The organism is Virgibacillus sp. (assembly GCF_013393565.1).
Lineage (GTDB): Bacteria > Bacillota > Bacilli > Bacillales > Amphibacillaceae > Virgibacillus > Virgibacillus dokdonensis.
In genome coordinates, this window is record NZ_JABXHF010000059.1 from 1 (window position 1) to 20,647 (window position 20,647).

Below are 20,647 nucleotides of genomic sequence, written 5' to 3' on the forward strand. Positions count from 1 at the left end.
ACCAGTTCTGTTTTGGTAAGATGGGTGTAGGACATGTCAGATACACTCTCCTTAACTTTGGTTGGTTATTCGTTGAGTATATCATGACATGTCTTTTTTGGTGTCTCGCTTAATTTTACAATCTAGGGTATAAGAAAAACTATGCCATTCGCCATAAGACTTGGCGACAAGCCAAGTTTTTCTAAAAATAGCAACAACAACTCAAATAACACGAATTTTCTACTATTCCTTAGTCGGACCGACTACGATTCCATATATCCAGCTTGTCTTTGCAAAGCCCTTTATTCATGAAGAACATTCGATACGCAATTCAAAAAGTAATCTAGTGGTCTTTAGCACGACAATCAAATTCACTAGTAACTAATTCTTTTCTTAGCAAATTCTAATCTTGTTCACAAGGTTCTCTTATTCCTTATGGTTATGATAGAACTAACAACAAACAAGGAGTGGATAAGAATGAAAAAGAAATTAGGGATTATTATCGGAACAATAGCTGGTGCTGCGATTTTGGGTACTGGAGTATATTATTCTAATGCAGATGAAGCAACCCCAAAGCTGGATGGAGATAAAATTAAGAGTATGGTGCAAGAACAATACGATGGTCAAATCACTGAATTTGAATTAGAGACGGATCGCCATAAAGCAGTGTATGAAGTGGAAGTAACAAACAAAAATGTGGAATATGATTTAGAGCTTGATGGGGACAGCGGAGAAGTGTTGAAAGAAAACAAAAAGGAAATCAATCAAACGAAAAATGGGAATAGCGAACAAGCGCAAATAAATGCAGTTAAAGAAGAGTTGATATCTATGGAAGAAGCGAAAAGCATTGCCAAGAAACAATTTGATGGCAAAGTAATGAGCATGGAACTAGATGAAGATGATAACCAATTTATTTATGAAATAGAGCTTAGAAATGGAAAGAAAGAAGCGGAATTTGAGATTCATGCTGAAAATGGAGAAATTCTGAAGCAAGAAATTGAAATAGAGGATGATCATGACTATTAGGATACATGTCTAGTCGGTAAATGGAACAAGAAAGCGACCGAAATCCGTGTGCGATCGTTACACTTATGCCAAAGCTTTAACTTGGCTTGAAATGTTCATATCCCTAAAGAAGGTGCTGTATGACACCCGCGTTTCTAGACAACGCTAAGAGGTAGATAACAGCACCTAAACTTTTAAAAGAAGTCTTAATGTATACAAAACGACACATAATGAGTAGCGTCATAGGAAAAGATCTGTTGAAAGTGTCTACGCTTCAGCTGTTACCTTGAAATTATCTGTTACAGTAGCGTCTACCGTTTGATTTTTTTCAAAATACGCTCGGATTAATTCTACAGCATCTTTTTGAATTTCTTTCACTACAGGTTTATTTTTAAACATGGAGTAATCACCGCCACCACTTGCTCTGTAGTTATTTAATACGACATGATAGTTCTCTTTTTCGGTAATGGGCTTACCATGATAGCATAATTTCTCCACTCTATTTCCAATAGGTTTGGCTACATTTATCGTGTAGGTAACCCCCTCCCACATATCATAGTTATAATGCTGCGGTTTTGGTTTTTCAAAAGCTGGATTCACCACAATGGCACCATTTTCATTAAGCGTGAAATAAGCAGCACTTTTTTCCAATGCGGCTCGAATATCCGCACCCTGCAATTCCAAAACGACTAACGTATTCGGATACATATAATTGGCGACAACATCACGCATGGTAACGGTTTGGCTAAAGCCTTTCGAGTCATTGTTTAACAAGGCGGTTACAGAAATATCTGCACCACTTGCTTCCATTTGTACTTTTTGAATAAATTCAATAAACGGATGTTTACGAGTCCGAGCTTGCAATGGATCATCAATGGTCATATCCCCTTTAATATAGCCAACAGGCTGATCAAGCCATTGTTGGGTGGAGGCTTCTACTTCTTTCGTTAAATGGACAATCTCTTGATCGGGAGGAGTTTGAGCTAAATTATGCAAGCTTGCTTTCTTATCAATAATTTGCCACCCTGCAGCAGATTTTGTAAATTGAATATCCACTTTACCATAGAGAGTGGCGTTATTTCCAGGCTGAATAACTAATACATCATGAACGGTGCCTGTAAGCTGGCGGTGTTGATGGCCTGTTAACAGAACATCAATACCTTTAATTTGACATATGGCATAGCCTTGATTTTCTCCAGTTAGTGTTTCTGTAGCCTCTCCTGTATGAATATCACGTTCAAATCCGCCATGGTAAGAAACAACGAGTAAATCAGGCTGCTCCTTTTTATGGATAGAAGGAACCCATGTTTTTACTGTCTCATATGCATCTCTAAAGTGAATGTCTGCAATATGTTCTGGAGATTCCCAATTTGGTATGTAATGCGTTGTAACCCCTAAAATGGCAACTTTAATTCCGTCCTTTAGCGTCTTTATCATATATGGAGGACCGTATTTTGGCTCTTTTGTTTCTGCATCTAACACATTTGCAGCGAGCCAAGGAAAATCGGATTGCTTCATTGCAGCTTGTAAGATAGATTGACCAAAATTAAATTCATGATTGCCAATCACAGAAGCGTCAATGTTAATTTTGTTCATGGCCTGAATGATCGGGTTTACTTCATGAGGGTGTTCTTTCACATAATGCGTCATTAAAGGAGTGCCTTGAATAAGGTCTCCATTATCAAGGACGATGACGTTATCATGCGTACTACGAATTTGTTTAACTGCAGTTGCATATCTTGCTAGTCCATTTGCAGATTCTTCATTTGTGCCATAATTAATCGGCATAATGTGGCCGTGAATATCACTTGTATAAATAAGGCTTACGTTGACAGACGTATTGTTCAAAGGTAAGCATCCTTTCCATGTAACTTATAGGAATAAAATTTTTGGGTTTATCGTATAAGAAAAATGATAGCTTGCGCCATAGAACTTGGCGACAAGCCAAGTTTTTCTAACAAGATAAGCAAGTATAAAATCAGGGGCTTATGTATACAAAATAACCCAATAAGCCATGTCTGGCTCCAGCTCCCAGCAACTAGGCGACTTCACGAATCGTCTTACGATAAGTCATCATTGGTTCGTCCTAAATAGGAAGGCCGACTAAAGACGGGCTTGCCGGAGGGCGCCGGCATACTCCTGTTGCAGGAGCATGATTCCTAAAACTTTAGTTGATTCGTTCCAGTCGCTACGTTGCTAAACATGCGCCCTGAGCCTTTCTTTTCTTCATGTAACTATGGGAAATAGCCCCACAAGGAATCTGTGGGACTGTATAGAAATAACTATACTATTTTCCGACGAATTCGCGCGGAAAGAAAGTCAATCACCGTAACAACGATAATAATGGCTAGTAAAATTAATCCCATTTCATTCCAATTTCTGTTGCTGGAAGCAAATATAATCATTGTTCCGATACCTCCAGCTCCAACAATACCTAAAATGGATGAAGCTCTAATATCGACTTCGAATCGATAAATGGCATAGGATAAAAATTCCGGAACAATTTGTGGTATAACTCCGTAAAATAAAATTTGAATTTTATTTGCCCCATTTGCCTCCATTGCTTCAATGACTTGCATATCAATGGATTCAATTACTTCAGAGTAAAGCTTACCGAGCATACCTGTTGAACCAATTGCGATAGCTAACACACCAGCAAAAGCGTTAGGACCGACCGCTACAACGAACAATATTGCCAAAATAATATCAGGGAATGCACGCACGGCTGACAATATCCATTTTCCAATGGTAGTTAAGATTTTACTCTTAGTCATATTTTGAGCTGCTAAAAATCCTAATGGAATAGCTAAAACTGCGGCCATCAAGGAGCCGGCAAAAGCAATCAATATGGTCTCCCATATTTTTGCAGCAACTTCGCTTGTTGCAGACCAATCAGGTTGAAACAGTTTTGGGATAACCCGTGAGAAGTTATTTACCATTCGCTCAAAAGCTCTTCCCCAATCGATATCGATACCAAGAAAAGTCCAAACATATAGCGCTACGATAGCTAAGAAAATAACGATTCGTCTTACTATTTTAAAGGTTGATTTTGGTTGTTTAGGAGGTAAAGAATACGCAGCCATTAGATCAAAGCCTCCCTTAGTTTATTGCTAATAAATTCAATGATAATAACGACAATAAAAATTAAAATAATAATCGCCATGGCATTAGGATAATTATAAAAACCGAGTTGTTGATCCAGAACTAAGCCAATTCCTCCTGCACCTACTAATCCTAAAACGACGGAAGCGCGGATGTTAATTTCGAATACATAGAGTACGAAGGAAGTGAATTGTGGTAAAACTTGTGGAACAAGCCCAAAATAAATAACTTGAAAAACATTCCCGCCTGAAGCACGCATGGCTTCTAGTGGATTCATATCAACAGATTCGATCGTTTCACTAATCAATTTAGCTAGTATGCCTAAAGAAAAGATAAATAATGCTAAAATTCCTGGTAACAGGCCGACACCGAATAAACCAACAAAAATAACGGCTAGCACTAAGTCTGGGATCGTGCGCAGAATATTTAAAAATGTTCTTGTAATGAGATATAACGGTTTAAAAGTCGTTATATTTTGGGCAGATAATAGTGCTAAAGGTACAGTCAGGATTGCTGCTAATGTGGTAGCTATAATTGCCATTTGGATAGTTTGCGCCATTTCTCCCCAAACCTTTGGAATAACTTCTAGATTAGGTGGAAAAAACTTTTCAATAACGACGTACATATTGCCTAGTGCATTGCCGAAGCCACCGACCATTTCCCGTTGCGTCCAAAATATACTAAACAAATAAAAACCAATGACGATAAAAAAGATGATCGTGATTTGTAGTTTTGTTTTTACAGGATAAATGGAGGGTGTTTTCTCTGTCATTTCTTGTTTTGATTGTTTGGTCACGATTTGTTCGCCCCCCCACGTAAGTCATCCTCACGTATCGAACGTCCATAAATTTCTTCAAATGTTTTCTCCGTAACTTCAGATGCAGGACCGTCAAAAACGATTTCGCCAGCACGCATACCAATAATTCGATCGGCATACTCCATTGCCATATCGATAAAGTGGAGGTTCACAATCGTTGTAATATTATCTTCTTTATTGATTTTCTTTAAATATGTCATGACTTGATGGGAAGTGGGCGGATCTAAAGAAGCAACAGGCTCGTCCGCTAAAATATACTTTGGCTGTTGTGTAAGTACACGTGCAATACTTACTCGTTGTTGTTGTCCGCCACTTAATTCGTCTGCGCGATTATAAATTTTTTCTCCAATATTAACACGTTGCAAACTTTCATATGCTAAGCTTATATCCTCTTTTTTATATAAGTTTAAAATGGATCTTAACGTTCCAGTATGACCTAAACGACCAGCTAGAACATTTCTAAGAACGTTAGTTCGGTTTACGAGGTTATAATTTTGAAAAATCATGCCGATTTTAGTGCGCAGCTTTCTTAGGTCGCTACCTTTATAATCTAGTATATTTTCATTGTCTATCGATAAAGCGCCACTAGTAGGTGTAACGAGACGATTTATACTGCGAATGAATGTTGACTTTCCAGCACCAGATAGGCCTACAATTACGACAAATTCTCCATCTTTAATGGTTGCATTAATATTTTTTAAACCCACTGTTCCATTTGGGTACACAAGCCCAACGTCTTTAAATTCTATCATTTATGTATTGCCCCCATCATAGAAAGATTGTTTTAAAACTGGAAAAAAAGGGAGAGTTTCCATCTCCCTTTTTTCCACATAATGTAATTAGTATGATTTTGAGCATACTGCTGTATTCTTCAGAGGATCAAAGAAATTTATAGCTCGATATCATCTTTAAATTTTTGATATGTCTCTTTAACGATCTCGTATTCTTCGTCGGAAGCTTCGTCAATCGCATCCCAATTGTATACTTCATTCATGATTTTAATCATTTCTTCATCTTCATTGAAAGATAGGAATGCTTTTTTAATTTTTGTCACTAATTCTTCATCTAATTCTTTCGTTACAGAGATTGTGTCATTTGGGATTTCGTCCGTATATTCGATGACTTTTAATTTATCCATGACATCAGGGTATTCTTCTTCTAATTCCGTGCGAACATCGTCAAATGTAGTAGCTACATCGGCATCTCCTTCATAAACAGAGATAGCTGCATTATCATGACCACCAGCAGCAATCGTGTTACCGAAGAAATCACTTTCTAATTCTGTTCCAGAAGCATAGTCAAATTCTTGCATCATTTGGTATGCTGGGAAAAGGTAACCAGAAGTAGAGCCTTTATCTGCATATGTCCATACTTTACCTTCTAAGTCTGCTAAAGACTCAATGTCAGAATCTGCTCGTACGACGTATTGTGCTTTGTATGTACCAGAACCATGACGAACAGATTTAAGAATAACATTTACATCGTATTGCTCATTAGCAAGTACGTAACCGAAAGCAGGAATAAAGCCAATTTGTACTTGGTTTGAACCCATTGCCTCTACAAGGGCATTATAGTTGGTCATTACTTTCCCTTCAACATCAATTCCTAATTCTTCCCCTAAACGATCAGCTAGAGGCTTTACTGTATCTGCGATTGTATCAGAATCTTGAGAAGGAACAAATCCCATGACTAGTTTATCTGGGGTTTCTCCTTTTTCTTCTTCTTTCGCATTATCGTTGCCTTCTCCGCTTGCGTTATCTTCTCCATCTGAATCATCTGACCCGCCACAGGCTGCAAGTACGAATGCTAAGGCAAGGACGATAAAAAGACTATACCACTTTTTCATTTTGACCCTCCTAAAATTTATCTACTGAATAAAAATGCTTATACCTTTATTAAATACTATTTACGAAAAAATTTCTAGATGTATTTTATTTTCTTTACAAGAAATTAATATAGATGGCTAAGTTTATTTGTGCATAGGAAACGGGAGCAAATTTCTTCCTTATTGTCAGCCGTTTATCCCAGAGATAAGGTGTTGTAAGACTACTTCAAGAATGTGAGATAGGAGCTGAACAATTCTAAGTGAGAGATAATAGCATCTAAATTCCCTTTTTCGTAAGCGGCTTTTAGGTCATACCCTTGGATGCTCACAATGAGTGAGGATGAAAGGCATCCACTTTATGTTTTTTTATGCGAGCTTAGGGGAATAGCTAGTAAAAAACAATTTGGGCGTTGTAGTTTTTAGATCAGCGAATTTTTTAAGTAGAACCATCTATGTTTCATGGTATTGCTGTCTTGAAAAGCGAGAATAATGAGTCAGCTTATAAAACATAGCAAAATGGATTAATAGGAAATGCATGAAGGGAAGTTGCTTCATGAGAAAATATGAAACTGCGGTACTTTTATATAATGGAAATGCAGATGAAGAAGAAATGAGAACAAAATTAACGCAAATCGTTGCAAATTTATCTTTAGCAATTAAACAATTGCATTTGTTACAGACAGATTCCATTGAAGATGTGAAAGAGGCTTGTGTACGATATGCCGCTAAAGTGGATGTATTACTTGTTTTAGGAGGAGATGGCACAGTACATGCATGTATTAACGCTATCTCTCCTTTAAAGAAGCGCCCTATTATTGGTATATTGCCTGGGGGAACGTGTAATGATTTTAGTCGTGTACTTCATATGCCACAACAATTAGGGGAAGCTGCCTCCTCCATTGTAGACGGAGAGGTTGTGGAGATCGATGTAGGAAAGGCTGATGACAGATACTTTCTTAATTTTTGGGGGATTGGCTTAATTGCTGAAACATCCCAAAATATTGATCCTAATCAAAAGAAAAACTTCGGTGTACTTAGTTATTTTATGAGTACATTAAAAAGCCTTTCCCAAGCAGAAAGTTTTTCCTATCAAATAACTACAGATGAGCAGAATTTTGCAGGGGAAGCTGTAATGATTGTTGCATTAAACGGAAGGTTTTTGGGTACGCAAGAAGTCCCGATTTCAAGTTTACAACCTGACGATGGAAAACTAGATATCCTCATTGTAAAAAATTCCAACCTTGCTTTTTTTCGTGATTTATTGGCTATGAACGATCCGAACAAAAAACTAAAGGAATTAAATGAAATGATGTATGTGCAAACGACTTATTTGCAAGTAACTACTGAAAACAAGAAAGAAATCGATATGGATGGGGAAATCATAGCTACTACACCGTCAGAAGTGGAAATTATTCCAAAACATTTACAAATGATACGAGCAAAATGACTGCTCGTCATATGAACGAAAGTATAAAGTTTTGAACTTGTTCCCCTAGGAGTTAGAAGTAAATACTAACTTCTAGGGGATGTTGCTTGTAATGAAAAATGAAGCTTTTTGAATCTTTTTTCGAACCATTTTCGTACAATAGTGTAAGGCAATGCTGTAAAGGGAGGATTTCCGTTGAAAACGTTAGAGGTTGTTGAACTTTCGGTAGAAATAGATCAGAATTTGCTGATTGATCATGCGTCATTTATGTTAGAGGAAGGGACGATCACAGCGCTTGTAGGGCATAATGGGGCAGGGAAATCAACGCTTTTAAAAGCCATTGTCGGGATGCTTTCTAAAAGCCAAGGGAAAATTATATTTAATGAAATGTACCATCAGGATGATGATTTTTTAACATGTAAGCTATTACTTGCTTATTTGCCGGAGGAACCGATGTTGTTGACGGAATTAACTGTGATGCAACATTTCCAACTTTACGGCATGAGTTATGAACTGGCTAAAAATGAAATGAACCAACGAATAAAAGAGATGGTAAAAGGATTTGAATTATCCGATAAACTAAATGAATATCCTGAGTCATTGTCTAAAGGAATGAGACAAAAGGTGCAAACCATTTGTGCGCTACTTCCTGATACACCGTTGTTACTTATTGATGAACCTTTTATGGGTTTAGATATTTATGCAATTGATTATTTTGAGCAATTAATGAAAGAGAAGGTGGCAAGAGGAACGACGATTCTTGTTACAACACACCAATTAGACCGCATGAAAGGAATGGCGGATAATTATATTATGTTGCAACAAGGTAAAATACATAGCCAAGGACCAATTGATCAATTTGTTACGATTGATAGGAGAATGGATGAATGATACGTCGACCATCCCTATTAAAAAGCTTCTTTTTCATAAGAGTCCATCGCTTTAAGAAAAAGCGAAAGTTAAACAAGCAGGCGTCCCAATTACTTTTTGATAAGACAACGACGGTATATCTTGTTTTATTACTTGCCTATACGTTTGCAAGTATGTTTATCTTTAGCGATACAGCGGTTATGTATAAGGACTATTTTATTTTATTAGAGCAGCAGGCGGAAGATGTGATATGGGTATTGACTATTGTTTTACCAGTTCGTTCTATGTTTCATGCATTCCGAGAACCAGGGGTTTTATATTCCAGTGCAGAATATCAATTAGCTTTATTACCATATCCAAGAGGGAGTATTTGGCTTTTAACGTTGCTAGAAAGATGGCTAAAGAGGCTACTTATATATAGCTTAATAGCGGGTGTTGCCCTGCTAATAACGCCACTTAGCCTATTATTCATTTTTACGTTTGTGGTAACTTTCATCATGTTTGATATCATCATGGCTATACCACAATGGAAATTATTTCAGCAGCACTTCGCTAAAAAAATGATGCTGTTTTTATTAGCTATAGTATTGGTAGGCGTCGCAAGTCTTTTGACCCCATTGCTAGAGCCAAAATTAATTGCCTCCCTACTCATTAGTTGCATTGTATTGGTGAATTTGTTCTTGTTGCCGCATGTATTTTCACATATTAATTGGTCGAAAGTAACGGAAATTAATGATTACACTATTTGGCGTATGCCGTTATTGGCTTTTGCTTCAAATACGAAATTTAAACGTCCGAAACGATATACTTTGTTTCAAAATAGTAGTAAGAACAAATTGCCATTTACTACGGAGGGTCAAATTTATAATCGGCTATGGAAATTATATTTCATAAAACAACAAGCGATTATCTTTCGTGCTTTAGGAACATTATTTGTACTTATTACAGTTCTCTTTTTCATGCCAGTATGGTTGTTCTATATCGGTATTGCAGTCATGTTATATGTTTATATTTCAATTGCAGTTAGTTTTTATGCAGATCGATTTAGCAATGATGTCATTGAAATATTACCATGGTCCACGAAAAATTACACAAATTATTTTTCACAATGGATGCGATTAGGCGCTATACTCTTATTTATTCCAGTACTATTTTTTTATTTTATGCACCTTAGTTGGTGGACCCCACTCCATATTTTGCTGTTTTGGACGACGTATCGTTATGTGAAAGAAGTAAAGCTAATGAAAATGGCCCAATCACTGACCAGAAAAAAAGCTGTTTTACAAGTAGAAGAAACGCTAGGGACGGTCGCTATGGTATGTTTAAGTTTAAGTGGAATTTATCCTTTTCTGACGATAAGTTCACTTGTGCTTTTGTTTCTGCTTTATAGAAGAAGCGGCAAGCGCCATCTTTTCATGACAAGGGGAGGATAATTTGACGAAGAGTAATGCTTTAAAGGAAAAACAGAACAATAGCTCGCTTAAGTTATTGGTTGTATTATCAAAAGCATATCGGAGTTTAATGGAACAAGTGGAGGATGATATTCACCAAAGAGGTTTAAATTTAACCGATTTTGCAGTAATGGAGTTGCTTTATCATAAAGGACCACATACTTTGAAAGCGATAGGGGAAAAAATATTATTAACAAGTGGGAGTATTACGTATGTTGTCAATAAATTAGAAAATAGACGTTATATCTTACGAATACCTAATGAAAATGACCGACGTGTAACATTTGCTGCCATTACGGAAAAAGGGGAAAGGTTAATGGAGGAGATTTTTCCCGGTCATTGGGCAAGAATTGAAGAAATTACAAGTGGACTAGATGAGACAGAAAAGCAACTGGCCATTGACTTGTTGCGAAAGCTCGGTACTGCAAATAAGGTGAAATAAAAGGGAGAAAATATGTCAAAAGCATGACGTTCAGTAATATTTATGTCATGAGATTGGCATATTTTTGTTTGTAATTATTTGTAGTAGGGAATAGATGAGTGTATAAGATAAATGGTCCTAAGAAGGGGTTTTTACAATGGAAAAACCTGATGTGATTGTATATATTAGTACGAACTGTAAAGCATGTGAAGAAGTAATAGAATTCTTACAAGAATGGACGATTATGTATCAAACGAAAAATGTAAATGAAAATCCATCGAATATGAAAGAATTACAGAGTTTTGGAGTATTTGGTACCCCCACAATATTTATTGCTGGTAAAGAAGAACCAATATTAGGATTTCAAAAAAATAAATTAAAGTATTGTTTAGGTATCATAAATAAAGAAATAACGCATTATAGTTCTTTGTTTGATGGGTATATAGAAGAAAAAAACAACGATCACAGGCTTTAGTAAAATAGCATACGCTGTAAAAAAAGGTGTAGAGGGTGTGGATTCTTATGTATTATCGGCCTTATTTTAATTATAGAGAAGTTTATGATGAACGTCCTGATCCTTTTGCTACAGCGAATATGGGAGCGTCCATCCATTCTCAACCGTATTTGTCTCCACCATACCAATCTCCCTATGATTCCTTTGCTAAGCCTCAACAGCCAATGAGCTGGCCTGAAAGTAAATTTCAAACATCCCAACAACATATGTACCATGGATGGAATGGGCAACCTTCACCACAAGGTATGCACCAAGGTTTAAACGGGCAACCTTCGCCACAAGGTATGCACCAAGGTTTAAACGGGCAACCTTCGCCACAAGGTATGCAGGAAGGTTTAAATGGGCAACCTCCGCTACAGAGTATGCAACAAATGGGTATGCAAAGCTCACAAAATATGGAGCAAGAGGCGAATATGCAACAAACACAACAATCAACTGCTCCTGGGCAATCTTTTGATTTGGATAAAATGTTATCAACAGTAGGTCAGTTGGCTAATACGTATCATCAAGTCTCTCCCATCGTTAAGCAATTTGGATCACTTATCAAAACCTTTAGATAAAAGAGCTGGTGGCCAACATCATCAGCTTTTTATTCGTCTAGGAAATTATAAAATTTAGCAGCTGTGGATAAACTTACTAAGTTATTTAACCACGTCCGGCTCCAGCGCCCAGCAACTAGGCGACTTCACGAAATCGTTCTACGATAAGTCATCATCGGTTCGTTCCTCACCGTGATTCCTAAAACTTTAGTTGATTCGTTCCACTCGCTACGTTGCTAAACGGGCGCCCCGAGCCTTTGTTCCTTTAAAAATTTCCAATAATCATCAAGCATGTTTTTGGTAAGAAAAGGGGAAACAAAGAATAGAACAGAAAGGAGAAACGTAAAGATGGTAGCCTGTTTAATTATTCACGGATATACTGGGGGTCCTTATGAAGTAGAACCACTTGCGGATTATTTAACAAAACAAACCAATTGGCATATTGCTGTCCCCACGTTACCAGGCCATGGTCGAAACTTGAACTTACAGCATGTATCTCATGACGAATGGCTCGAAGCTGCAGAACAAGCACTGCTGCAACTACAAAAAAGGTATGATACCGTTTATCTTATCGGTTTTTCCATGGGAGGGATGATTGCGGCTTACTTAGCAGCGAAGTATCAAATCGAGAAGCTAGTGCTTCTAGCTACTTCTGGAAAATATTTGTCATTAAAGCAGATTGGAAAAGACGTAGGCGGCTTCCTTACAGATGCTGTGACAGGGAAATTAGGAGAGAATAAACTGTTTCTGCACTATAAAAGAAAACTAGGGACAGTACCTTTTCGCGCTAATATTGAATTTTTAAAGTTAGTTCGGTTTACTAGAAGGTACTTAAATAAAATAAAATCGCCAGTATTAATTGCTCAAGGGCAGCAAGACGGAATGGTACCATATAAAACAGCCTATTACTTAAATAAAGAAATTACATCGGAGCAAAAGGAAGTGGTCTTTTTCGAGCGTTCTAAGCACTTAATCTGTTTAGGAGATGACAAAGATACATTAAACAAAATCGTACATGCCTTCTTGCAGTCATCAAGATCACCTACATTTACCTATTAGGAAAGGGCTTTGTGGTCAATTGTGCATTTTTCATTGCATCCATGTAAGGGATGACGGCTTCCTATAATATACTCTAGAGCCTGTTTAATGGGACAAACAGAGTCTAGAGTATAAACTTATTAAACAGTAGTGGGCTCTCATGCTTTCCTTGAGAGATAAGAAAGTATAAAATTTGTTGCTTTGGGATACCGATTTTAACGGAATAGCCACGTCCGGCTTAAGCGCCCAGCAACGAGGCGACTTCACTCCATTGCCCTAAGCTAAGTCATCATCGGTTCGTGCTAAATAGGAAGGCCGACTAAAAACGGGCTTGCCTTAGTGCGTCGGCATACCCCTGTTTTAGTGGCATGATTCCTAAAACTTTAGTTGATTCGTTCCAGTCGCTACGTTGCTAAACGGGCGCCCTGAGCCTTTGTTCCACTATAGGAAAGTATAAAATTTTGAGGATTATAGTATAAGAAAAACTAAGGCTTCCGCTATGAGACTTGGCGGCAAGCCAAGTTTTTCTAACCTAATGCTTGAAAAAAGAAATAACGAGAGCACCTTCTCCACCATATGTGGATATTAACGGACCAGTTTCCATGATGAGTGCATCTTTAAATGGATAAGCCTCTCTTATTTCATTTAGCACTTTCTTAGCACGTCCTTCTGCATTACAGTGCGATAAGGAAATCACTTTATCCTCCACATTTTTTGTATATTCACCAATTTGATCGATAAATCGGCGAATGGATTTTTTATCTCCTCTCACTTTTTCCGTCACTTCAATAGCTCCGTCTTCACTTGCACGCATTAGTAGTTTAATATTTAATGTTTTAGCAATTTTACCTTTTACCTTATCAAGACGTCCGCCTTGAATAAGGTTTTCCAACGTCTTTAATACAAATAATGTAGCAGTTTGTTCTGCTCGTTCCTCTAGGTGCTCCACTAATTGGGAAAAGGAATAGCCTGCTTCTATTTTGGAAATAGCTTCATGAAGCAACAGAGCGATCCCGCAAGAAGCGGTTTTTGTATTAATAACGGCAATCTTACGTTCGGGGTCTTCTTCAAGCAACAATTTCATACCAGCAACTGCGTTTTCATAGGTGCTGCTTAACCCTTTCGTCAAACTAAGCATTAAAATAGGAACATCTTGGTCAATTTGTTTGTAAGCTGTGTAAAAATCATGTGGGCTTGGTGCTGAAGATCTAGGTAATTCATTGGTTTCAGCCATTTTTCGATAAAAGGATGGGGTGTCTAAATCCACTCCGCTTTTATATTGTCCATCACTAAAATGTAAATAGAGTGGCACTTGAATAATATTTGTTTTGGTTAATAAACGCTCAGGTATATCCGCTCCACCATCGGTCATTAATTGCATGTTCATAAGGTTTCATCCTTCCCTTTTTTCTGTGTTGTTCTTACACTATAAGAATATTGCATTCTATAATTTGTGATTAAAAAACAAGAGCATCCATTTTAAAGACGATAAGGCAAGTTTTTCTAATCATCTTGTTGCTTCTTTTTAGAGATAGTTAAAGTTGTTTTCCTGTTCGTGCTTAATATAAATAAAAATAACCCAAATAGGACAATGGTTCCTCCTAATAGTTGCGAAGCGGTAACTTTTTCGCCTAAAATAATATATGCTAAAATGGAAGCGCCGATTGGCTCAAAGACAATGCCCATCGAGATCGTAGAGGTGCTTAGCCATTTTAATGCCCAATTAAATAACGTATGTCCAAAAAAGGTTGGTATAATCGCTAGAGCGATAAAAATCCACCAATGGTCCATTGGATAACCAGTAAATGCGTTTCCAACTAATAAGTTATAAATGATTAAAGTAATAGAGCTTACACCATACACAACAAATGTATAGGTCATTAAAGAAAGATTTCTGCGTACGCGCTGTCCAAGTAAAAAATATCCTGTTACAGTGATCGCTCCTAATAATGCCAAGATATCACCAAATAGCGCCATTCCACTTATTTGGAAATCACCCCAGCTAATGATGATACTACCAATTAAAGCGATTAGCATACTAATAATTGCTCCGTAAGAAAACCGCTCCTTAAAGAAAATATATGTTCCCAAGAAAGCAAAAATAGGTTGGAGCGTTACTAAAACAACAGAACTAGCTACCGATGTGTAGTTCAAAGATTCGAACCATAATATAAAATGGAAGGCTAAAAACACCCCCGCAAGAATAGATAAGAGCCAATCTTTACGCTCAATATGCTTTATTTCATGGCGGTATTTTGCCAATATGATCGGAGCCATAAGAAGTACTGCAATCAATAAACGGTAATTTGCTATCATAGCAGCAGGGGCTTGATCGGCTAATTTAACGAATACTGCTGAAGTAGAAACAGATAAGACACCAATTCCTACAGCGATATATGGGTTAAATGGAGGAAGTCGCATTCTAACCCTCCTTGCTTCATTTTGTTGATTTACGTTATGCTGTATATCTCATATATTCTATCATGGTATTTACAAAAAATCATTTATCAAATTAGTATCCTTGATAAAAATATGTTATGATATTCTTTGCATGAGTTCACGTGAGGCCTCTTACCAATCTGGTGAAGCCTTTTTGTACTTTAGGTAGTATAAAAACGCATTTTGTATAAAAAGAATGGCGTTTCATAACCAGAGAAACAATTTATGTTTTTCGTTGCTTTTGAGCAATCTATAAAAAATGTGAATGGAAGATGGAAGTATAATTGTAGGCAAAATGTTACCTTGCGTTCGGGCGTTTGAAACGGAAGAACAATGTTTTACGTATAGACGCAACTTTTTGTGCATTCTACATTATATGAACATTGTTTAATCTGTGATTAAGCTCTGAACAGGACTAAAGTATATAGAAGCGACCAAGGCCTCTTACAATAAAATCTTAACATTAAAGGAGTAGAGGAATAGGTGACAACATTTAAAGAGCTGGGTGTGTCTAGCCCGATTATGAAAGCATTAGAAAGAATGGGATTTGAAGAAGCAACGCCAATTCAAGCAGAGACTATCCCACTAGCTTTAGAAGGCAATGATGTAATTGGACAAGCGCAAACAGGTACAGGAAAAACAGCTGCTTTTGGTATTCCTATGATTGAAAAATTAGATGCAAGAGCACGTAAAATTCAAGGTCTCGTTGTTGCTCCAACGAGAGAATTAGCGATTCAAGTAGCCGAGGAATTAAATCGTCTTGGCAAGGTTAAAAAAGTTCGTGCTTTCGCCGTTTATGGTGGGCAACAAATGGAGAGACAAATTCGTTCGCTTAAAGATGGTCCACAAATTGTAGTTGCAACTCCTGGAAGGCTATTGGATCATATGCGTCGCAAAACAATTCGGACGGAACATATTCACACAACTGTATTAGATGAAGCCGATGAAATGTTAAATATGGGCTTTATCGATGATATTCGTGAGATTCTTAAAGCAATTCCAGAGGAAAGACAGACATTGCTATTCTCTGCAACAATGCCTAAGGAAATTCGCGATATTGCGACGAATTTAATGAAAAGCCCAAAAGAAATTAAAGTAAAATCAAAAGAAATGACGGTCGAAAATATTGATCAGTATTTCATTGAAATACCGGAAAGATATAAATTTGATACGTTAAATAACCATTTGGACATTCATTCTCCTGATTTAGCCATTGTCTTTAGCCGCACGAAAAAGCGTGTAGATGAAATAACGGAAGGTTTGCAAGCTAGAGGTTACCGTGCTGAAGGTATCCATGGCGATTTAACACAAGGAAAAAGGATGTCAGTATTAAATAAATTTAAAAATGGTCGCGTAGATGTGCTTGTTGCAACGGATGTAGCCGCAAGAGGACTTGATATTTCAGGTGTTACGCATGTTTATAATTTTGACATCCCTCAGGATCCAGAAAGCTATGTGCACCGTATTGGTCGAACAGGGCGTGCTGGTCGAACAGGCGAAGCTATCTCTTTCATTACTCCAAGAGAAATGGCGCATTTGAAATTAATTGAAAAAGTAACAAAGAGTAAAATGAAGCGTCTTACACCGCCAACGAACCATGATGCACGAAAAGGACAACAGCAAGTTACGATAAGCAAAATTGTTGAAACGATTGAAACAAAAGATCTAAACGATTATCATCAAGCAGCCAATCAATTATTGGAAGATCAGGATGCTGTCTCTGTCATTGCTGCAGCTCTTAAGTTAATGACAAAAGAGCGAAAGGATACGCCGGTGAAGATTTCTTCTGTTGCGCCAATAAGCGTAAAGAAAGCAAATAACCAGAATGACAATCGCCGTTCCAATAATAAACGTTTCCAAGGTAAACGTGGACAAAATAATCGTGGTGGACAAGGTAGTCGTAATCGAAAAGGTAATTTTCAAAAACGCAGAAACCGTGATAAGTAAGGATAAAAGAGGTTTGAGCATAAACAAAGCGAATACTATCTAACAGAAGCCGAACAATTGTAATTTGATTGTTCGGCTTCTGCACTATATGGGTTTAAGGTTATCGTATAAGAAAACACCAATTAAATGGAAAAATAAAATGCCTAATTTAAGAAAAAGTGGTATCTTTAGAAACCATTTCCTCTTAAAAACCGTATGAATCGATGAAAGTTTCTTAAAATGAATGTAAAGAAAGGAGAAATGTGATGCGACACCCCCCAAAACAACAAATAGAGAAAGAAGCCATCAAAGTATGGCGGATAACAGCAGCTATTTATAATGGTATACTTTGTTTATTGGCAATTGCAGCTTTGGTTGTTAGTATTATTTTTGAATGGCCAGTTTGGTATAGTATGGTAGCTGTAGCTGTAACCATTATTTTAGCGTATGTATTTATTTTTATATTACCAAAGCTTCGCTGGAGACGATGGCGTTATGAATTATTTGAACAGGAAATCTATATTCAATACGGTATTTTAATTATGTCAAGAACGCTTGTACCAATGGTGCGTGTACAGCATGTAGATACACAGCAGGGTCCAATTTTAAAGCGGTATGATCTGGCAACTGTAACGATCTCCACGGCAGCAACGACACATGAAATTCCTGCGTTAAATGAAGAGGATGCTTCTTTGTTGCGTGATCGTATTTCTGAGCTTGCAAGGGTGGATGAAGAAGATGTCTAAGCCAAAACGAATGCATCTAGCATTTATCTTATTTCATGTTATTCGATCACTGAGAGAAACGATTTTACCGTTTATTGCAGCAATCATTGCCATTCCTAAAGAGCATTTCTTTTTTGTGATTATAGGTCTTATAGCGCTTGCGTTATTGTTTACCATTTTTAGTACGCTCTCATGGTGGCGTTTTACTTATGAGGTTACGAATGACGAACTACGGATTGAATCAGGAATATTCATTCGTAAAAAAAGATACATTTCAAAAGGGCGTATTCAGTCGATTGATATATCCGCAAATGTTTTGCATCGAATTTTTAAATTAGCAAAGGTGCAAATTGAAACAGCTGGTTCTGGCGCTGAAGGTACATTGACAGCTATCAAGTTATCGGAAGCAGAAGATCTACGAACAGAATTAAAAGGTTACCAAACAAACGATGCCGACTTAGAAAAGACAGAAGAAACTATGAAAACACCGGATGTGCCTTTTTTCCAAATATCTAATAAACGATTGTTCTTGGCAGGTAGTACATCTGGAAGTATCGGAGTATTAGCAGGTTTATTTGCTTTTGCCGTTTCAGAAATGGAACAATTTATTCCTGATAATTTTTATGATAATACGGTAGAGTGGGTAGTGGGATTAAGTATTGCATTTTTAATAATTGTTATTGTAGGTATTTTATTATTATTATGGTTATTAGGTATTGCAGGTACAATGATTAAGTTTTGGAATTTTCGAATCGAAAGACATGAAAAAGAATTATTTATAACTAGGGGGCTACTTGAAAAAAAGCAAACAACCATTCCGCTAAATCGCATACAAGCTATCGGTATAGAGGAGAGTATTATTCGGCAACCGCTCGGCTATGCAAAAGTTTTTGCAGAAGTAGCAGCTGGTAGTGCAGAGGAAGCCAATGAGTTTTCTTCCGTTTTATTCCCAATGTTAAAGGAATCCGAAGTAGAAGAATTTCTAAAAACAATCTTGCCAACGCATGCCCATGTAGATGGAGCTTGGCATGCGATTCCAAAAAGAGGCTTAACCTATTATTTGCTCCGATCCCTTATTCCCGTCTGCTTAATTAGTGTTCCAGTATATATATTCTTCCCTGGATTTATGTGGGCTGTAGCAATTGTGCTACTTTTAGCCTTTACATTAGGTTATCTTAGCTTTCGGGATACTGGATTTCAACTAGAAAAAAAGAGGATGCTACTTCAATATCGACAAATAAGTAAAAAAACGATGATTATTTTTCATAGACGTATTCAATCTATGGAAAAAAAGCAACATGCTCTCCATCGAAAACAGGATGTAGCTACACTAAGTGTTTCAATACTTGGTACGAATAGCGTCGGGGCGCATTATTATTTAAAAGAATTGGCAGAAGCTGATGCGGATAAATTAGCAAATTGGTATTCGCACAGAAAGCGTGTAGAAGACATGCCTTATAGCAAGGATGAAAAGGAAAAGTGAATGTTTAGGAAAAAATTACTGTAATTGTATGGCGTGTAGAAAATGAAATGCATGTCAATACAATACTAAATTGGTAAACAAATAACCGTAATTTTGTTTTGCTAACTTCAAGTTATAAAATTACTTTATCATGCTGATTACTTTTTTAGTCGCTTCGGCAATAAGCTTATCATCTGCTTTAGCATTTTTTTCCTCTTTGCTAGACAGAATAGCAAGTATTATAGGTGCTTTATTTGGCGGCCAAATAATAGCTATGTCATTACGAACTCCATAGGGTGCGGCTCCTGATTTATCGCCAACTTCCCACCCTCTGGGGGACCCTGCTCGGATTAAATGATTCCCAGTTGTATTGCGTTTCAGCCAATCCACTAACAAATCTTGTTTTTCTTTCGGTAGTACATTTCCAATTGTGAAAGCTTTCAGGCTTGTGGCGAGCGCTTTTGGTGTACTTGTGTCCTTTATTTCTCCTGGATTTACCAGGTTTAATTCTGGTTCCATTCTTTCCGGGTTTGTCACATTATCTCCAATGTCTCCAAGCGCTTTCTTAAACCCATTTGGGCCACCTATTCGATTTAAAATGTGATTAGCAGCAGTATTATCACTATATCTTATAGAAGCATCACTAAGTTCTTTCCATGACATATGTTTATTTACATGGTTTTCAGTAATTGGATTATAATTAACCAAATCTTCTTCTTTAATTAATACCGTTTTTTTTAGTTGTTGCAAAGTTAATTTTTGCAATAGCACGCCTACAGCTAGTGCTTTATGAGTAGAAGCATAAGCGAATCGATCTTCAGCTTGATACGACACAGTTTTACCATTACTAGTATCTACCGCATATATCCCTAGTTTTGCATTATATTCTTTTTCTAAGAGGCGGAATTCACTTTCGTCATTCATTGCTACAGTTTCTGCAGTCGACTTTTTACTAGGGGGTTGTTCCTCTTTTTCTTCACAGCCAACAAATGCAAAAAAAGTAATCAGCAAAACGCTGATTATTTTCATGTACTTTAGCATTTTATCAAAACCTTTCCATTCTTCATTTTTCCATGCTTGTTTTTATTGCAAAAGAAGATGTATCGTT

General features: G+C 37.1%; 19 protein-coding genes. 11 read left to right on the forward strand and 8 right to left on the reverse strand.

Going from position 1 to position 20,647, the window contains the following annotated elements; all coding sequences use genetic code 11:
* Positions 1 to 456: 456 nt before the first annotated feature.
* Positions 457 to 1,005: a PepSY domain-containing protein gene (locus tag HLX49_RS12725; protein WP_164085441.1), complete on the forward strand. Its 549-nt coding sequence runs from the start codon at positions 457 to 459 to the stop codon at positions 1,003 to 1,005.
* 246 nt (positions 1,006 to 1,251) lie between these two features.
* On the opposite strand, the gene HLX49_RS12730 is transcribed toward HLX49_RS12725, so the two are convergent.
* The 5 genes from HLX49_RS12730 to HLX49_RS12750 form a co-directional block, all read right to left on the reverse strand.
* On the reverse strand, positions 1,252 to 2,832 hold the full coding sequence (locus HLX49_RS12730) for a bifunctional metallophosphatase/5'-nucleotidase (RefSeq protein WP_296362330.1): 1,581 nt from the start codon (positions 2,830 to 2,832) through the stop codon (positions 1,252 to 1,254).
* A gap of 434 nt (positions 2,833 to 3,266) precedes the next feature.
* Complete coding sequence (phnE, locus tag HLX49_RS12735) at positions 3,267 to 4,067, reverse strand: phosphonate ABC transporter, permease protein PhnE (RefSeq protein WP_077702471.1); 801 nt, start codon at positions 4,065 to 4,067, stop codon at positions 3,267 to 3,269.
* Entirely contained in the window at positions 4,067 to 4,858 is a 792-nt protein-coding gene (gene phnE, locus HLX49_RS12740; RefSeq protein WP_077706814.1) for a phosphonate ABC transporter, permease protein PhnE, read from the reverse strand. Before phnE (HLX49_RS12740) ends, phnE (HLX49_RS12735) begins: the two co-directional genes overlap by 1 nt.
* A 20-nt stretch (positions 4,859 to 4,878) precedes the next feature.
* Positions 4,879 to 5,655 carry a phosphonate ABC transporter ATP-binding protein gene (gene phnC, locus HLX49_RS12745; RefSeq protein WP_077702472.1) on the reverse strand — a complete coding sequence of 259 codons (777 nt, stop codon included), beginning with the start codon at positions 5,653 to 5,655 and terminating at the stop codon, positions 4,879 to 4,881.
* Between the two features lie 137 nt (positions 5,656 to 5,792).
* The gene (locus HLX49_RS12750; protein ID WP_101933367.1) at positions 5,793 to 6,749 is read right to left on the reverse strand and encodes a phosphate/phosphite/phosphonate ABC transporter substrate-binding protein; all 957 of its coding nucleotides are present in this window, start codon (positions 6,747 to 6,749) and stop codon (positions 5,793 to 5,795) included.
* Between the two features lie 532 nt (positions 6,750 to 7,281).
* Between HLX49_RS12750 and HLX49_RS12755 the strand changes: the two genes are divergently transcribed.
* The 7 genes from HLX49_RS12755 (at position 7,282) to HLX49_RS12785 (ending at position 13,008) form a co-directional block, all read left to right on the forward strand.
* On the forward strand, positions 7,282 to 8,175 hold the full coding sequence (locus tag HLX49_RS12755; RefSeq protein ID WP_077702474.1) for a diacylglycerol/lipid kinase family protein: 894 nt from the start codon (positions 7,282 to 7,284) through the stop codon (positions 8,173 to 8,175).
* 174 nt (positions 8,176 to 8,349) lie between these two features.
* Positions 8,350 to 9,045 (forward strand): ABC transporter ATP-binding protein, encoded by a 696-nt coding sequence (locus HLX49_RS12760; RefSeq protein ID WP_237342692.1) that lies wholly within the window; start codon positions 8,350 to 8,352, stop codon positions 9,043 to 9,045.
* Positions 9,042 to 10,457, forward strand: coding sequence for a hypothetical protein (locus tag HLX49_RS12765; protein ID WP_077702475.1), 1,416 nt, complete (start codon positions 9,042 to 9,044; stop codon positions 10,455 to 10,457). The genes HLX49_RS12760 and HLX49_RS12765 overlap by 4 nt, the downstream gene beginning before the upstream one ends.
* A gap of 1 nt (position 10,458) precedes the next feature.
* Positions 10,459 to 10,917 carry a MarR family winged helix-turn-helix transcriptional regulator gene (locus HLX49_RS12770; RefSeq protein ID WP_269467138.1) on the forward strand — a complete coding sequence of 153 codons (459 nt, stop codon included), beginning with the start codon at positions 10,459 to 10,461 and terminating at the stop codon, positions 10,915 to 10,917.
* Positions 10,918 to 11,053: 136 nt separating this feature from the next.
* On the forward strand, positions 11,054 to 11,371 hold the full coding sequence (locus tag HLX49_RS12775; RefSeq protein ID WP_296362336.1) for a glutaredoxin family protein: 318 nt from the start codon (positions 11,054 to 11,056) through the stop codon (positions 11,369 to 11,371).
* Between the two features lie 47 nt (positions 11,372 to 11,418).
* Entirely contained in the window at positions 11,419 to 11,970 is a 552-nt protein-coding gene (locus tag HLX49_RS12780) for a hypothetical protein (RefSeq protein ID WP_101933369.1), read from the forward strand.
* Between the two features lie 327 nt (positions 11,971 to 12,297).
* Positions 12,298 to 13,008: an alpha/beta hydrolase gene (locus tag HLX49_RS12785; protein WP_077702478.1), complete on the forward strand. Its 711-nt coding sequence runs from the start codon at positions 12,298 to 12,300 to the stop codon at positions 13,006 to 13,008.
* Positions 13,009 to 13,519: 511 nt separating this feature from the next.
* Here HLX49_RS12785 and HLX49_RS12790 read toward each other — a convergent pair.
* Both HLX49_RS12790 and HLX49_RS12795 read right to left on the reverse strand, forming a co-directional pair.
* Positions 13,520 to 14,374: a DegV family protein gene (locus HLX49_RS12790; protein WP_077702479.1), complete on the reverse strand. Its 855-nt coding sequence runs from the start codon at positions 14,372 to 14,374 to the stop codon at positions 13,520 to 13,522.
* A 116-nt stretch (positions 14,375 to 14,490) separates the two neighbouring features.
* Positions 14,491 to 15,408, reverse strand: coding sequence for a DMT family transporter (locus tag HLX49_RS12795; protein WP_296362339.1), 918 nt, complete (start codon positions 15,406 to 15,408; stop codon positions 14,491 to 14,493).
* A gap of 501 nt (positions 15,409 to 15,909) precedes the next feature.
* On the opposite strand from HLX49_RS12795, the gene cshA reads away from it, so the two are divergent.
* The 3 genes from cshA (at position 15,910) to HLX49_RS12810 (ending at position 19,560) form a co-directional block, all read left to right on the forward strand.
* Entirely contained in the window at positions 15,910 to 17,373 is a 1,464-nt protein-coding gene (gene cshA / locus HLX49_RS12800) for a degradosome RNA helicase CshA (RefSeq protein WP_077702481.1), read from the forward strand.
* Positions 17,374 to 17,618: 245 nt separating this feature from the next.
* Positions 17,619 to 18,098: a PH domain-containing protein gene (locus tag HLX49_RS12805; RefSeq protein ID WP_077702482.1), complete on the forward strand. Its 480-nt coding sequence runs from the start codon at positions 17,619 to 17,621 to the stop codon at positions 18,096 to 18,098.
* Positions 18,091 to 19,560: a PH domain-containing protein gene (locus HLX49_RS12810; RefSeq protein WP_296362340.1), complete on the forward strand. Its 1,470-nt coding sequence runs from the start codon at positions 18,091 to 18,093 to the stop codon at positions 19,558 to 19,560. Before HLX49_RS12805 ends, HLX49_RS12810 begins: the two co-directional genes overlap by 8 nt.
* Positions 19,561 to 19,680: 120 nt before the next feature.
* Here HLX49_RS12810 and bla read toward each other — a convergent pair whose 3' ends face one another.
* Positions 19,681 to 20,580 (reverse strand): class A beta-lactamase, encoded by a 900-nt coding sequence (gene bla / locus HLX49_RS12815; RefSeq protein ID WP_296362341.1) that lies wholly within the window; start codon positions 20,578 to 20,580, stop codon positions 19,681 to 19,683.
* Between the last annotated feature and the right edge of the window lie 67 nt (positions 20,581 to 20,647).